11 protein-coding genes are annotated in these 15,083 nt (G+C 72.8%); 9 read left to right on the plus strand and 2 right to left on the minus strand.

The annotated features are described in order from the left end of the window. Positions 1-128: 128 nt before the first annotated feature. The 9 genes from ACZ8ZB_RS25140 to ACZ8ZB_RS25180 all read left to right on the plus strand — a co-directional run bounded on the left by ACZ8ZB_RS25140 (position 129) and on the right by ACZ8ZB_RS25180 (position 9,307). Positions 129-806 (plus strand): response regulator, encoded by a 678-nt coding sequence (locus tag ACZ8ZB_RS25140; RefSeq protein WP_470739894.1) that lies wholly within the window; start codon positions 129-131, stop codon positions 804-806. A 157-nt stretch (positions 807-963) separates the two neighbouring features. Further along, complete coding sequence (locus ACZ8ZB_RS25145) at positions 964-3,693, plus strand: DNA translocase FtsK (protein WP_470739895.1); 2,730 nt, start codon at positions 964-966, stop codon at positions 3,691-3,693. 252 nt (positions 3,694-3,945) lie between these two features. Further along, positions 3,946-4,782, plus strand: coding sequence for a helix-turn-helix domain-containing protein (locus ACZ8ZB_RS25150; RefSeq protein WP_470739896.1), 837 nt, complete (start codon positions 3,946-3,948; stop codon positions 4,780-4,782). A 93-nt stretch (positions 4,783-4,875) separates the two neighbouring features. Then, a complete protein-coding gene (rimO, locus tag ACZ8ZB_RS25155; protein ID WP_470739897.1) occupies positions 4,876-6,351 on the plus strand; it encodes a 30S ribosomal protein S12 methylthiotransferase RimO in 1,476 nt (491 codons plus the stop codon). After that, complete coding sequence (pgsA, locus tag ACZ8ZB_RS25160; RefSeq protein ID WP_470739898.1) at positions 6,348-7,217, plus strand: CDP-diacylglycerol--glycerol-3-phosphate 3-phosphatidyltransferase; 870 nt, start codon at positions 6,348-6,350, stop codon at positions 7,215-7,217. The genes rimO and pgsA overlap by 4 nt, the downstream gene beginning before the upstream one ends. Further along, positions 7,214-7,759 carry a CinA family protein gene (locus tag ACZ8ZB_RS25165; protein ID WP_470739899.1) on the plus strand — a complete coding sequence of 182 codons (546 nt, stop codon included), beginning with the start codon at positions 7,214-7,216 and terminating at the stop codon, positions 7,757-7,759. Before pgsA ends, ACZ8ZB_RS25165 begins: the two co-directional genes overlap by 4 nt. A 109-nt stretch (positions 7,760-7,868) precedes the next feature. Continuing rightward, positions 7,869-8,249, plus strand: coding sequence for a helix-turn-helix domain-containing protein (locus tag ACZ8ZB_RS25170; protein ID WP_470739900.1), 381 nt, complete (start codon positions 7,869-7,871; stop codon positions 8,247-8,249). Between the two features lie 185 nt (positions 8,250-8,434). Further along, a complete protein-coding gene (locus ACZ8ZB_RS25175) occupies positions 8,435-8,905 on the plus strand; it encodes a Dps family protein (protein ID WP_381225302.1) in 471 nt (156 codons plus the stop codon). A gap of 126 nt (positions 8,906-9,031) precedes the next feature. Continuing rightward, positions 9,032-9,307: a hypothetical protein gene (locus ACZ8ZB_RS25180; protein WP_470739901.1), complete on the plus strand. Its 276-nt coding sequence runs from the start codon at positions 9,032-9,034 to the stop codon at positions 9,305-9,307. Here the strand turns inward: ACZ8ZB_RS25180 and ACZ8ZB_RS25185 are convergent. Both ACZ8ZB_RS25185 and ACZ8ZB_RS25190 read right to left on the minus strand, forming a co-directional pair. Then, complete coding sequence (locus ACZ8ZB_RS25185) at positions 9,275-10,105, minus strand: Fpg/Nei family DNA glycosylase (protein ID WP_470739902.1); 831 nt, start codon at positions 10,103-10,105, stop codon at positions 9,275-9,277. The two genes, ACZ8ZB_RS25180 and ACZ8ZB_RS25185, sit on opposite strands and share 33 nt — an antisense overlap. A gap of 61 nt (positions 10,106-10,166) precedes the next feature. Next, complete coding sequence (locus ACZ8ZB_RS25190; RefSeq protein WP_470739903.1) at positions 10,167-15,038, minus strand: ATP-dependent helicase; 4,872 nt, start codon at positions 15,036-15,038, stop codon at positions 10,167-10,169. Between the last annotated feature and the right edge of the window lie 45 nt (positions 15,039-15,083).

The raw sequence follows: 15,083 nt of genomic DNA on the forward strand, positions 1-15,083 counted from the left end.
GTGCGGCTACGATGACCGGCACAAGGACGGGCGGCGCAAGGGAGCCGTCCCCTGGGGCGGTACCCACAGGTGCATCCCCAGGTCCTGAGGACAGGGGAGGCCCCAAGCCGGGGCGAGGAGGGCGGGCCATGGTGCAGAAGGCCAAGATCCTCCTGGTCGATGACCGGCCGGAGAATCTGCTCGCGCTGGAGGCGATCCTCTCGGCGCTCGATCAGACGCTGGTGCGGGCATCGTCCGGGGAAGAAGCGCTCAAGGCACTGCTCACGGACGACTTCGCGGTCATCCTGCTGGATGTCCAGATGCCGGGCATGGACGGTTTCGAGACCGCCGCGCACATCAAGCGGCGGGAGCGGACCCGGGACATTCCGATCATCTTCCTCACCGCGATCAACCACGGCCCGCACCACACCTTCCGCGGGTACGCGGCGGGTGCGGTCGACTACATCTCCAAGCCGTTCGATCCGTGGGTGCTGCGTGCGAAGGTCTCGGTCTTCGTCGAGCTGTACATGAAGAACTGTCAGTTGCGGGAGCAGGCGGCGCTGCTGCGGCTCCAGCTGGAGGGCGGCGAGAAGGACACGGCCGAGCCCAGGGAGTCGGCGGGTCTGCTCGCCGAGCTCTCGGCGCGGCTCGCGGCCGTCGAGGAGCAGGCCGAGGCGCTCACCAAGCAGCTCAACGACGAGTCGACCGACGCGGCCGCGGTGGCCACGGCCGCTCATCTGGAGCGCAAGCTCACGGGGTTGCGGCGGGCGTTGGACGCCCTGGAGCCCGGGACAGGCAGCGCGTCGTCGGTGCCGTCGTCGAACTGACGCCGGGGGAGAGGGCGTTGGCCGCGTCCCCGACGGGCCGGGGGCGTGAGACCGGGGTCAACTACGCGTCAATGTCACGCCTCGACGAGAGCGACACGAACGGGTGAAGCATCCGGCACGCGTGTCCCCGACCGTCTCCCCCGGTAACCTCACCCCCATGGCCTCACGTCCCTCCGCAGCCAAGAAGCCGCCCGCGAAGAAGGCGCCCGCTTCCGCGAAGGCCCCGGCGAAGAGGGCCGCTGCCAAGAAGGTCCCGGCGAGGAAGGCTCCCGCCAGGAAGGCCGCGGCGAGGAAGCCCGCGCCCGCACCGGCCGCCCCGAATCCGACCAGTGGCGTCTACCGGCTCCTGCGCGCCCTGTGGCTGGGCCTCGCACACGCCGTCGGCGCCGTCTTCCGCGGCGTGGGGCAGGGCGCCAAGAACCTCGACCCCGCGCACCGCAAGGACGGCGTGGCGTTGCTGCTGCTCGCCGTCGCGCTGATCGTCGCCGCCGGCACCTGGGCCGATCTGAAGGGTCCCGTCGGCGACCTCGTGGAGATCCTGGTCGCCGGAGCCTTCGGCCGGCTCGACCTGCTGGTACCGGTCCTGGTCACGGTCATCGCCGTACGGTTCATCCGGCACCCGGAGAAGCCGGAGGCCAACGGCCGGATCGTGATCGGTCTGTCCGCGCTCGTCGTCGGCGTGCTCGGGCAGGTCCACATCGGCTGCGGCTCGCCCGCGCGCAGCGAGGGCATGCAGGCCATAAGGGACGCCGGCGGCCTCATCGGCTGGGGTGCGGCCACACCGCTGTCGTCGACCATGACCGACGTCCTCGCCGTGCCGCTGCTGGTGCTGCTCACGGTCTTCGGACTGCTGGTCGTCACCGCCACCCCGGTGAACGCCATTCCGCAGCGCCTGCGCCAGCTCGGTGTACGGCTCGGTCTCGTCCACGAACCCGGGCCGGAGGAATTCGGAGAGGACGACGAGCGCTACGAGCAGCAGTGGCGCGAGTCGCTGCCCGCGAGCCGCCGCGGACGGCGGCCGGCGCCCGAGGAGTACGACCCGGACGGCGCGGAGCAGGAGGTGCTGTCCCGGCGCCGGGGCCGGCCCCGCAGGCCCGCGGGGCCGCGGCCCTCCATGGACCGGCCCATGGACGCCGTGGACGTCGCCGCCGCCGCGGCCGCCGCGCTGGACGGCGCGGTGCTGCACGGGATGCCGCCCTCGCCGGTCGTCGCCGACCTGACCCAGGGTGTGAGCACCGGCGACCGTGAGCCGACCCCACCGACGCCGGTTCCGGCCACCCGCCCGCAGCAGCCGAAGGCGGACAAGCCGCAGCAGGACAAACCGCCGGCCGGCATCCTGGACATGACCAAGGAGCCGCCCCGCGAACCCCGCGACCTGCCCGCCCGCGCGGAGCAGCTCCAGCTCTCCGGCGACATCACCTACTCACTGCCCTCCCTCGACCTGCTCGAGCGCGGCGGTCCCAGCAAGACCCGCAGCGCCGCCAACGACCTCATCGCCGACGCGCTGCGGAAGGTCTTCACGGAGTTCAAGGTGGACGCCGCCGTCACCGGCTTCACCCGCGGCCCGACGGTCACCCGCTACGTGGTGGAACTCGGCCCGGCCGTGAAGGTCGAGCGGGTGACCGCGCTGACCAAGAACATCGCGTACGCCGTCGCCAGCCCGGACGTGCGGATCATCAGCCCGATCCCCGGCAAGTCCGCGGTGGGCATCGAGATCCCGAACACCGACCGGGAGATGGTCAACCTCGGTGACGTCCTGCGGCTCGCGGAGTCCGCCGAGGACGACGATCCGATGCTGGTCGCCTTCGGCAAGGACGTCGAGGGCGGCTACGTCATGGACTCGCTGGCGAAGATGCCGCACATGCTGGTCGCCGGCGCCACCGGCTCCGGGAAGTCGTCCTGCATCAACTGCCTGATCACCTCGATCATGATGCGGGCGACCCCGGAGGACGTCCGGATGATCCTGGTCGACCCCAAGCGGGTGGAGCTGACGGCGTACGAGGGCATCCCGCACCTGATCACGCCGATCATCACCAACCCCAAGCGGGCGGCCGAGGCGCTTCAGTGGGTCGTGCGCGAGATGGACCTGCGCTACGACGACCTCGCCGCCTACGGCTACCGGCACATCGACGACTTCAACCGCGCGGTGCGCGAGGGCAAGGTCAAGCCGCCCGAGGGCAGCGAGCGGGAACTCCAGCCGTACCCCTACCTGCTGGTGATCGTCGACGAGCTGGCCGACCTGATGATGGTCGCCCCGCGCGACGTCGAGGACGCCATCGTGCGGATCACGCAGCTCGCGCGGGCGGCCGGCATCCATCTGGTGCTCGCCACGCAGCGGCCCTCGGTCGACGTCGTCACCGGTCTGATCAAGGCGAACGTGCCGTCCCGGCTGGCGTTCGCCACCTCCTCGCTCGCGGACTCGCGGGTCATCCTCGACCAGCCCGGCGCCGAGAAACTGATCGGCAAGGGCGACGGGCTGTTCCTGCCGATGGGCGCGAACAAGCCGACGCGTCTGCAGGGCGCGTTCGTGACCGAGGAGGAGGTCGCGGCCGTCGTCCGGCACTGCAAGGAGCAGATGGCGCCCGTCTTCCGGGACGACGTCACCGTCGGGAGCAAACAGAAGAAGGAGATCGACGAGGACATCGGCGACGACCTGGACCTGCTGTGCCAGGCGGCCGAGCTGGTCGTCTCCACCCAGTTCGGGTCGACGTCCATGCTCCAGCGCAAGCTGCGCGTCGGCTTCGCCAAGGCGGGCCGGCTGATGGACCTCATGGAGTCGAGGAACATCGTCGGACCGAGCGAGGGTTCGAAGGCTCGTGACGTTCTTGTGAAGCCTGATGAACTGGACGGCGTGCTCGCGCTGATCCGGGGGGAGTCTGAAGGGTAGGCGAACCGGAGGCGGCCGCCGCCTCCGGTCACCCGGGTGGCCGATCGTGACCCACCCGTGAGCGATCACCGGGCAACCGTTTCCCGTCGGCGTACGTCAACTTGGGGGAAACGGCAAACTGCAGTCCCATCATCGGAATGTCGGGCCATTCCGATGGCGTACAAAGTGCTACCGCCCGCTTGCCCCACCCTCTCGTACCCCTCCTAGACTGAACCTCCAGCGCAGGCGGCTACACGCTCGAAAGGCGCCCCCGTGTCCATCGGCAACTCCCCTGAAGACGAGCGTCCGTTCGAAGACGTTTCCGAGGAAGACCGCCCTTCCGTCTCCGTCGGCCGAGCGCTGCAGCAGGCGCGCATCGCCGCCGGGCTCACCGTCGATGACGTCAGCACCGCCACCCGGGTCCGGATCGCCATCGTGCACGCCATCGAGGCGGACGACTTCGCCCCCTGCGGCGGCGACGTCTACGCGCGCGGGCACATCCGGACCCTGGCCAGGGCCGTGGACCTCGACCCGGCACCGCTGATCGCCCAGTACGAGGCCGAGCACGGCGGCGGCCGTCCGGCCCCGACCCCGGCAGCCCCGCTGTTCGAAGCGGAACGCATCCGTCCGGAGCGGCGGGGGCCCAACTGGACCGCGGCCATGGTCGCCGCGATCGTCGTCGTGATCGGCTTCGTCGGGTTCACGATGGTCAAGGGCGACGACGGCGGCAAGGCGAACGTCGCCGACGGCGCCGAACCCACCGAGTCGGCCTCGCCCACCCCCAAGGCCGAGAAGCCCGTCGTGCCCCAGCCGGAACCGTCGGACAGCGCCATCGCCGCCGCGCCGCAGGACAAGGTGACGGTCCAGGTCAGCGCCGCCGACGGACGCAGCTGGATCTCCGCCAAGGACCACAACGGCCGACTGCTGTTCGACGGACTGCTCAAGCAGGGCGAATCCAAGACCTTCCAGGACAGCACCAAGGTCAACCTGGTCCTCGGCGACGCCGGCGCGATCGACCTGTTCGTGAACGGCAAGAAGATCGAGGACGACTGGCAGCCGGGCGCCGTCGAGCGCCTGACCTACACCAAGGGCGACCCGCAGGCCGGATGATCCGGCGCAAAGGGTGCTTCGTCGACGGGGTTGGCCATGATCGGCCAACCCCGTCGACGTGGTGCGTCAGCGGGACGAAGTAGTCTTGAGCCCATGCCTGAACGCCGTACCGTCGCACTGGTCACCCTTGGCTGCGCCCGTAACGAGGTGGACTCGGAGGAGCTCGCAGGCCGCTTGGAGGCGGACGGCTGGCAGCTCGTGGAGGACGCCGAGGAAGCGGACGTCGCCGTCGTCAACACCTGTGGCTTCGTCGAGGCCGCCAAGAAGGACTCCGTCGACGCCCTCCTGGAGGCCAACGACCTCAAGGGACACGGGAGAACCCAGGCCGTCGTGGCGGTGGGCTGCATGGCCGAGCGGTACGGCAAGGAACTCGCCGAGGCCCTTCCCGAGGCCGACGGCGTGCTCGGCTTCGACGACTACGCCGACATCTCCGACCGCCTCCAGACCATCCTGAACGGCGGCATCCACGCCTCCCACACCCCGCGCGACCGGCGCAAGCTGCTGCCGATCAGCCCGGCCGAGCGGCAGGACTCCGCCACCGCCGTCGCCCTTCCGGGGCACGGCCCGGCGGACCTGCCCGACGGCCTCGCCCCGGCCTCCGGCCCCCGTGCGCCGCTGCGCCGCCGGCTGGACGGCTCCCCGGTCGCCTCGGTGAAGCTCGCCTCCGGCTGCGACCGGCGCTGCTCCTTCTGCGCCATCCCGTCCTTCCGCGGCTCCTTCATCTCGCGCCGTCCCAGCGACGTGCTGAACGAGACCCGCTGGCTGGCCGAACAGGGCGTGAAGGAGATCATGCTGGTCTCCGAGAACAACACCTCCTACGGCAAGGACCTGGGCGACATCCGTCTGCTGGAGTCCCTGCTGCCCGAGCTGGCCGAGGTCGACGGTCTCGAGCGGGTGCGGGTCAGCTACCTCCAGCCGGCCGAGATGCGGCCCGGCCTGATCGACGTGCTGACCTCCACCCCGAAGGTCGCCCCGTACTTCGACCTGTCCTTCCAGCACTCCGCGCCCGACGTGTTGCGCGCGATGCGCCGCTTCGGCGACACCGACCGGTTCCTGGAGCTGCTCGACACCATCCGGAGCAAGGCGCCCCAGGCCGGTGTGCGCTCCAACTTCATCGTCGGCTTCCCCGGCGAGTCCGCGGCCGACCTCGCCGAGCTGGAGCGGTTCCTGAACCACGCGCGGCTGGACGCCGTCGGCGTCTTCGGCTACTCCGACGAGGAGGGCACCGAGGCGGCGACGTACGACCGCAAGCTGGACGAGGAGGTCGTCGCCGAGCGGCTGGCCCGGGTCTCCCGGCTGGCCGAGGAGCTGGTCTCGCAGCGCGCCGAGGAGCGGGTCGGCGAGACCGTGCACGTGCTGGTGGAGTCCGTCGACGAGGCGGAGGGCGTGTACGGCCGGGCGGCCCACCAGGCCCCCGAGACGGACGGCCAGGTGCTGCTCACGAGCGGCGAGGGTCTGGGCGTCGGCCGTATGGTCGAGGCGAAGGTGGTCGGCACGGAAGGTGTCGACCTGGTGGCCGAGCCGCTGTTCCAGGGTTCGCCCGCGTGCGGTGAGGAGGCGGGCAGATGACGGGTGTCCCGGCATCGGCGGCGGGAGGCCCCTCCGGCACGAGGAGGGTGGCGGGCGCCGCGCCCGGAGGCATGCCGGCGTCCGGCCGCGTGCTCGCGCGGGAGGCACGGGGCACGGCTCCGGGACCCGGCGGCGGCCCGGCCCGGCGTGACGTGTCCGGTGGCGTCCGGGCGCACGGCGACGAGGCGGCGCCGACCACCGCACCGCGCGACGGCGTCGACGCCGAGGACGCTGCGAAGCCCGCGCGCGGCGCGAAGATCGCGGCGGCGGCCGTCAACCAGGCCAGCGTCTGGAACATCGCCAATCTGCTGACCATGCTCCGGCTGCTCCTGGTGCCGGCGTTCGTCATGCTGATGCTCGCCGAAGGCGGTTACGACCCGGCATGGCGGTCGTTCGCCTGGGCGGCCTTCGCCATCGCCATGATCACCGACCTGTTCGACGGTCATCTGGCGCGCACGTACAACCTCGTCACCGATTTCGGGAAGATCGCCGACCCCATCGCCGACAAGGCGATCATGGGAGCGGCGCTGATCTGTCTCTCCTCGCTGGGCGATCTCCCGTGGTGGGTCACCGGAGTCATCCTCGGCAGGGAACTCGGGATCACCCTGCTGCGTTTCCTGGTCATCCGGTACGGCGTGATCCCGGCCAGCCGGGGCGGCAAGCTCAAGACCCTCACCCAGGGCATCGCCGTCGGTATGTACGTACTGGCGCTGACGGGGTGGCTGGCCACCCTGCGGTGGTGGGTGATGGCCGCGGCGGTCGTGCTGACCCTGGCGACCGGACTCGACTATGTGAAACAGGCCATTGTGCTGCGCAGGCGGGGAATCGCCGAGCGCGAGGCGGCGTTGGAGGAGACGGAAGCGTGAGTTCCGAGGCCACCGACGTGGTGCGACTACTCACCGTGAATGGCAGAACGCTCGCCGTCGCCGAGTCGCTGACCGGTGGCCTGGTGGCGGCGGAGATCACTTCGGTCCCCGGGGCGTCCAAGGTCTTCCGGGGCTCGGTGACGGCGTACGCCACCGAACTCAAGCAGCGGCTGCTCGGTGTGGACGCCACCCTGCTGGCGGAGCGCGGAGCGGTGGATCCGCAGGTGGCGGCCCAGATGGCGGCCGGCGTCCGCGAGGCGCTGGGTGCCGACTGGGGCATCGCCACCACCGGCGTCGCCGGGCCGGACCCCCAGGACGGCCAGGCCGTCGGCACGGTCTTCGTGGCCGTGGACGGCCCTTCGAGGGCCGGAACGGGTTCTGCCCGCGGCGGAAAAGTGGAGCGTCTGCGGTTGAACGGCGACCGCGCGGAAATTCGTATGGAGAGTGTACGGAGCGTACTCGCACTGCTTCTCGCGGAGCTTGCGGGCGAACAGACCGGGAATGAGCGGGCACAGGATACGGAACGGAACGGGGGGTTTTGATGTTTGCAGCCCTGAGTGAACACGACATCGCTCCCCGCACGGCCGCGGCGCAAGGCGGTACGGTGGGGCGAGAAGGATGCGGCTACGCGGTCCGAGGAGGGAGCCACCGATGATTCTGCTCCGTCGCCTGCTGGGTGACGTGCTGCGTCGGCAGCGCCAACGCCAGGGCCGTACTCTGCGCGAAGTCTCCTCGTCCGCCCGAGTCTCACTCGGCTATCTCTCCGAGGTGGAGCGGGGGCAGAAGGAGGCTTCCTCCGAGCTGCTCTCCGCCATCTGCGACGCGTTGGACGTACGGATGTCCGAGCTCATGCGGGAAGTGAGCGACGAGCTCGCTCTCGCCGAACTGGCCCAGTCTGCTGCAGCGACCCCCAGCGAGCCCGTACCCACGCGGGTTCGCCCGATGCTGGGTTCCGTTTCGGTGACCGGTGTGCCACCGGAGCGGGTTACCATCAAGGCGCCCGCTGAGGCGGTGGACGTCGTCGCCGCGTGAGCGTGGCGCTCCGCGCACGCGCGGTGTGAAGGTGTGAGATGCCCCGGTAGGGGCCCTTCCGGGAGATCCGGAGGGGTGCCGCCGGGGTTTTCGCACGCGTGGGGGCCTTCTCCCGTGCGCTTGCCGGTGCGGCGCACGGCGGTCATCGTGGAGGGACGAGGCGGGGGCCAGCCACGGAGGTGCGGATGTACGTCGTGAAGAGCCCGTTGTCCGACGAGAACCTGAAGACCGTGTCGGAGGCGCTGCAGGGCGCCCTGGTCGATCTGGTGGATCTCGCCCTGGTGGCCAAGCAGATCCACTGGAACGTGGTCGGGCCACGCTTCCGCTCCGTGCACCTCCAGCTCGACGAGGTCGTGACCCTGGCGCGTACGCACTCCGACACCGTGGCGGAGCGCGCTGCGGCGCTGGGGGTGTCGCCCGACGGGCGTGCCGCGACGGTGGCCGTCGGCAGCGGCATCGGGGTGACGCCCGAGGGCTGGGTCGACGACACGGCCGCGGTGGGCGCGCTCGTGGAGGCACTGGGCGCGGTGATCGCCCGTATGCGGGAGCGGGTCACGGCGACCGACGAACCGGACCCGGTGAGCCAGGACATCCTGATCGCCATCACCGCGGACCTGGAGAAGCAGCACTGGATGTTCCAGGCTGAGAACGGGTGACGTGGCCTTCGGGGGCCGTGGTGCCCTCACACGGCGGACCGGGGGCCCGGATGCGCCCGTGTGCCCTTGGCGCGCCCTGTGCGCGGGGGCGAGCGGTCCCCTAGCGTCGGCCCGGGGGTGGGAGCCGTGACGACCGGGCGGGTGCTGCGCCGGGGGGCCGCTGTGGGGTTCGGGGCGCTGTGGTGGTGGGCGGCGGCGCGGCTGCTGCTGGCGCCCGACGCCGGGGCGGTGGAAGGAGCGGTCGCGGCCGGCGGGTGGGGGCTCAGCCTGCTGCCGGTGCACTGCGTGCCCAAGGCGCGGGCGGAGGGAGCACTCGTGGCGGGACGGTGGCGGCGGGCCTGGAGTTCGGCCCGCCGGGTCCGGGTGCGATCAGCGGGCGGGTCGGGGAAGGCCGCCGGGTGACCGGGCGGGGGCCGGGCCCGGCTGGCAGGCGGGGCACCAGTACGTGGGGCGCTCGCGGGAGCCGTCGCCCTGGTCGGCGAGGCGGACGGGGGTGCGACAGCGCAGGCAGGGGCGGCGGGCACGGCCGTACACGAACAGGTCCTGACCGCGGCGGCCCGTGGTGTTGCGGACCGGACGCTCGCGGTTGGACTCCAGCAGTTTCCTGGCGAGCTCCGGCAGCTTCGCGGACCGGTCGGCGGGCAGCTCGCCCACGGGGAGCCAAGGGGTGACGCCGAGGAGGAAGCAGAGTTCGCTCTTGAAGACGTTGCCGATGCCGGCGAGGTTGCGCTGGTCCAGCAGGGCCTCCCCGAGGGGGCGGGCCGGGTCCTCCAGGAGGTTGGCCAGCGCCAGGCCTGGGTCCCAGTCCGGGCCGAGGAGGTCGGGACCGAGATGGCCGACCGCGCGGTCCTCGTCGGAGGTGCGCATCAGTTCCAGGACGGGGAGCCGGTAGCCGACGGCCGTGCGGTCGGCGGTGCCGAGGACGGCGCGGATCTGGTGGGCGGGGCCGCCGCTCCAGCGCTGTCCTGGCGTGTACACCCGCCAGGAGCCGTCCATCCTCAGGTGCGAGTGCAGCGTCAGGCCGCCTTCGACGCGAGTCAGAAGGTGCTTGCCGCGCGGGGTGACGTCCAGCACGGTGCGGCCGGTGAGGTCGGCCGTGGCGAACCTCGGCACCCGGAGGTCGCTGCGGGTCAGCACCTTGCCGGCCAGGGCGTCGTGCAGCCGTCGTGCGGCCTGCCAGACCGTGTCTCCTTCGGGCATGGGTCAAGGGTGGCACGTCGGGTGGCCGGAGCGCTCGGACGGGCGGGGGCCGGTGAACGGGTCAGGCGCGCAGGCGCAGGCCTCTGGGCGTGGCGACGAAGCCGACGGTCTCCAGGAGGGCGCCCAGGGGGGACGTCAGTGCCGGGGCGCCGTTGACGCGCTCCACCGTGACCGTGCCGAGGGAGCCCGCGCGGGCGGCTGCGGCGAGGGCCTCGGCGGCGGCCGGGAGGCGCGGGTCCTCGGCAGGTTCGCCGTCGGGGTCGGCGGGCCAGGCCAGCAACGTCTTGCCGCCGCGTTCCATGTAGAGCGTCAGCTCGCCGTCCACCAGCACCACCAGGGAGCCCGCCTTGCGACCGGGCTTGTGCCCGGCACCGGTCGGCGGCTCGGGCCAGCCCAGGGCGGCACCGTAGGCGTTCGCCGGGTCGGCGGCGGCCAGCACCACGGCGCGTGCGGTGCGGTCCGCACCGGTACGGCGGCCGGCGAAGGGGTCGTACGCGGGACGCCCGCCGTTCTGCCGGGGCGGAGGGGGCTGCGGGGCCAGGTCGCGCGGAGAGACGTAGTCGCCCGGTGAGAGGCGGGGGTACGGCGGATCGTCCGGGGTGGGGAAGCCGTCGTGGCCCGGGGAGGCCCCAAAGGGGTCCGGCCCGGCGTCGAAGGCCCCGGGCGCGTCCGGGACCGGGAGGCCGTCGCCCCGCTCGCGCGCGTTGGCCGCCGCGCGGAGGCGGTCCACGGCCCCGTCCATCGCGAACTGGGCGGCGCCCAGCCCCTCCACCACGTAGCCGCGACGCGCCTGACCCGTCTCCTCGAAGGCGGACAGAACGCGGTACACCGCTGAGAAGCCGCCTTCGACGCCCTCCGCGGCGACGGCCCCCCGGGTCACCACGCCATGCCGGTCGAGCAGGGTGCGGGCCAGCGCGTGGGCGCGAACCGTGGCGTCGGTGTCCGCGTCCGGGAGCAGGGACCAGCGGCCCGCGACGGTCGGCGGACCGGTACGTGAGGCGCTGCGGGCGGCGGCCGTGAGCAGACCGTAGCGTCCGCGCGGGACGGAGCGTTTCGCGCGGTGGGCGGTGGAGCCCGCGGTGCGCCCCGAGCCCAGCAGGGAGCGCAGGGGCGCGAGCGTGTCGTTGGTCAGCCGCCCGGACCAGGCGAGGTCCCACAGGGCGTCGGCCAGCTGGGGATCGGTGGCCTCGGGGTGGGTGGTGGCTCGGACCCGGTCGGCGAGCTGGCGGAAGAACAGGCCGTAGCCGCCGGAGAGGGCGTCCAGGACGGACCGGTGGAGGGCGGTCGGCTCCAGGGGGTGCGGGGGCGGCAGCAGCAGCGGGGCCGCGTCCGCGAGGTAGAGGGAGATCCAGCCGTCCTTCCCGGGGAGCGAACCGGCGCCGGCCCACACCACCTCCCCGGTGGCCGTCAGCTCGTCCAGCATCGCCGGGACGTAGTCCCTCACCCTGGACGGCAGGACCAGCTTCTCCAGGGCGGACGCGGGCACCGAGGCGCCCTGCAGCTGTTCGACGGCGCGCACCAGGCCGTCGACGCCGCGCAGGGAGTGCCCCTTGCCGACGTGCTGCCACTGGGGGAGGAACTGGGCGAGCGCGGGCGGCGGCACCGGCTCCAGTTCGTGCCGCAGCGCGGCCAGGGAGCGGCGGCGCAGCCGGCGCAGTACGGCCGCGTCGCACCACTCCTGTCCGATGCCGGCCGGGTGGAACTCGCCCTGGACGACCCTGCCCGCCGACGAGAGCCGTCGCAGGGCGCCCTCGGTGACCGCCACGCCCAGGCCGAAACGGGCCGCCGCCGTCGCCGACGTGAACGGGCCGTGCGTGCGCGCGTACCGCGCGAGGAGGTCGCCGAGGGGATCCTTGACCGGCTCGGTGAACGCCTCCGGCACACCCACCGGCAGTGCCGTGCCCAGCGCGTCGCGCAGCCGGCCGGCATCCTCGATCGCCGCCCAGTGGTCGACGCCGGCCACCCGCACCCGGATGGCGCGCCGCGCGGAGGCGAGCTCCCGCGCCCACTGCGGCTCGGCGCCCCGCTCGGCGAGTTCGGCGTCGGTGAGCGGACCGAGCAGCCGCAGCAGGTCGGCCACGCCCTCCGTGTCCTTGACGCGCCGGTCCTCGGTGAGCCACTGCAGCTCGCGCTCCAGCTCGGTCAGCACCTCGGCGTCGAGCAGTTCGCGCAGCTCCGCCTGGCCGAGCAGCTCGGCCAGCAGTCGTGAGTCCAGCGACAGGGCGGCGGCGCGGCGCTCGGCGAGCGGGGAGTCGCCCTCGTAGAGGAACTGGGCGACGTATCCGAAGAGGAGGGAGCGGGCGAAGGGGGACGGCTCGGGGGTGGTGACCTCGACCAGGCGTATCCTGCGCGCCTCCAGGTCGCCCATCAGCTCGACGAGTCCGGGCACGTCGAAGACGTCCTGGAGGCATTCGCGGACGGTCTCGAGGACGATCGGGAACGAGCCGAACTCCCCGGCCACCTGGAGCAGCTGGGAGGCGCGCTGGCGCTGCTGCCACAGTGGCGTGCGCCGGCCGGGGTTGCGGCGCGGCAGCAGCAGCGCGCGGGCGGCGCACTCACGGAACCGGGACGCGAACAGGGCCGAGCCGCCCACCTGGTCGGTGACGACCTGGCCGACCTCGCCCTTGTCGAAGACGACGTCGGCCGCGCCCACGGGGGCCTGGTCCGCGTCGTACTCCGTGCCGGCCTTCACCGGCTCCTGGTCGAGGAGATCGAGGCCCATCAGGTCGGCGTCCGGCAGGCGCAGCACGATGCCGTCGTCGGCGTGCATCACCTGGGCGTCCATGCCGTACCGCTCGGAGAGGCGGGCGCCGAGCGCGAGCGCCCACGGGGCGTGCACCTGGGCGCCGAACGGGGAGTGCACGACGACCCGCCAGTCGCCCAGCTCGTCGCGGAAGCGCTCCACGACGATGGTGCGGTCGTCGGGGACGTGGCCGCAGGCCTCGCGCTGTTCGTCGAGGTAGGACAGCACGTTGTCCGCGGCCCAGGCGTCCAGGCCCGCCGTGCGGAGCCGCAGCCGGGCGTCGTCCCGGGACAGCGAGCCCACCTCGCGCAGGAACGCGCCCACCGCGCGGCCCAGCTCCAGCGGGCGGCCCAGCTGGTCGCCCTTCCAGAACGGCAGCCGGCCCGGCACGCCCGGCGCGGGAGAGACCAGGACCCGGTCGCGCGTGATGTCCTCGATGCGCCAGGAACTGGTGCCGAGGGTGAAGACGTCGCCCACGCGGGACTCGTAGACCATCTCCTCGTCCAGCTCGCCGACCCGTCCGCCGCCCTTCTTGGGGTCGGCGCCGGCCAGGAACACCCCGAAGAGGCCGCGGTCGGGGATCGTGCCCCCGGAGGTGACGGCCAGACGCTGGGCGCCCGGACGGCCGGTGATCTCGCCCGTGACCCGGTCCCACACCACGCGCGGGCGCAGCTCCGCGAACGCGTCGGACGGGTAGCGGCCGGCGAGCATGTCCAGGACGCCCGTGAAGGCGGACTCGGGCAGGGAGGCGAAGGGCGCCGCGCGGCGGACCACGGCGAGCAGGTCGTCGAGCTGCCAGGTGTCCATGGCCGTCATGGCGACGAGCTGCTGGGCCAGGACGTCGAGGGGGTTGGCGGGGACCTTCAGGGACTCGATCGCCCCGGTGCGCATCCGCTCGGTGACCACGGCCGCCTGCACCAGATCGCCCCGGTACTTCGGGAACACCACGCCCGTGGAGACCGCCCCCACCTGGTGTCCCGCGCGGCCGACGCGCTGGAGCCCGGAGGCGACGGACGGCGGTGACTCGACCTGGACCACCAGGTCGACGGCGCCCATGTCGATGCCCAGCTCCAGACTGGAGGTGGCGACCACCGCGGGCAGCCGGCCCGCCTTCAGGTCCTCCTCGACCAGGGCACGCTGCTCCTTGGACACCGAGCCGTGGTGGGCGCGCGCGATGACCGCGGGCGCGCCCTGGGCGGCCCCGGAGCCGCCCATCAGCTCGGCGGGGGAGTGGTGCTCGTCCAGGGGCTCGCCGGTGGCCCGCTCGTAGGCGATCTCGTTGAGCCGGTTGCACAACCGCTCGGCGAGGCGGCGGGAGTTCGCGAACACGATGGTCGAGCGGTGCGACTGCACCAGGTCGGCGATCCGCTCCTCGACGTGCGGCCAGATCGACGGGCGCTCGGCGCCCTCCGAGCCGTCGGCGACCGGGGAACCGCCCAGCTCGCCCAGGTCCTCGACCGGTACCACCACGGAGAGGTCGAACTCCTTGCCGGACTCCGGCTGCACGATCTCCACCTTGCGGCGCGGGGAGAGGAACCGGGCGACCTCGTCGACCGGGCGCACCGTCGCCGACAGGCCGATGCGGCGGGCCGGGCGGGGCAGCAGCTCGTCCAGCCGCTCCAGGGTGAGCGCGAGGTGCGCGCCGCGCTTGGTGCCGGCGACCGCGTGCACCTCGTCCAGGATCACCGTCTCCACGCCCGTCAGCGCGTCGCGCGTGGCCGACGTCAGCATCAGGAACAGGGACTCGGGCGTGGTGATCAGGATGTCCGGCGGCCGGGTGGCCAGGGCGCGGCGTTCGGCGGGCGGGGTGTCGCCGGAGCGGATACCGACCTTCACCTCGGGTTCGGGCAACCCCAGGCGCACGGACTCCTGACGGATGCCGGTCAGCGGGCTGCGGAGGTTGCGCTCGACGTCGACGGCCAGCGCCTTCAGCGGCGAGACGTACAGCACGCGGCAGCGCTTCTTGGGGTCGGCGGGCGGCGGTGCGGAGGCCAGCTGGTCCAGGGCGGCGAGGAAGGCGGCCAGGGTCTTCCCGGAACCGGTGGGGGCGACCACCAGCACGTCCGAGCCCTCCCCGATGGCCCGCCACGCTCCGGCCTGGGCGGCGGTGGGCGCGGAGAACGCCCCCGTGAACCATCCGCGGGTCGCGGGGGAGAAGCCGTCCAGGGCTCGGTGCGGATCGCTGACCATGCGTCCATCGTGCACCCGGCCACTGACAATCGGGCCGGGGCCGGG

This window comes from Streptomyces sp. 12E (assembly GCF_055633275.1).

Bases quoted from the DNA above. Each gene is read 5' to 3' on its own strand.
- ACZ8ZB_RS25140 (WP_470739894.1), top strand. From the start codon at position 129: ATGGTGCAGAAGGCCAAGATCCTCCTGGTCGATGACCGGCCGGAGAAT.
- ACZ8ZB_RS25145 (WP_470739895.1), top strand. From the start codon at position 964: ATGGCCTCACGTCCCTCCGCAGCCAAGAAGCCGCCCGCGAAGAAGGCG.
- rimO (WP_470739897.1), top strand. From the start codon at position 4,876: ATGCCTGAACGCCGTACCGTCGCACTGGTCACCCTTGGCTGCGCCCGT.
- pgsA (WP_470739898.1), top strand. From the start codon at position 6,348: ATGACGGGTGTCCCGGCATCGGCGGCGGGAGGCCCCTCCGGCACGAGG.
- ACZ8ZB_RS25170 (WP_470739900.1), top strand. From the start codon at position 7,869: ATGATTCTGCTCCGTCGCCTGCTGGGTGACGTGCTGCGTCGGCAGCGC.
- ACZ8ZB_RS25175 (WP_381225302.1), top strand. From the start codon at position 8,435: ATGTACGTCGTGAAGAGCCCGTTGTCCGACGAGAACCTGAAGACCGTG.
- ACZ8ZB_RS25185 (WP_470739902.1), bottom strand. From the start codon at position 10,105: ATGCCCGAAGGAGACACGGTCTGGCAGGCCGCACGACGGCTGCACGAC.
- ACZ8ZB_RS25190 (WP_470739903.1), bottom strand. From the start codon at position 15,038: ATGGTCAGCGATCCGCACCGAGCCCTGGACGGCTTCTCCCCCGCGACC.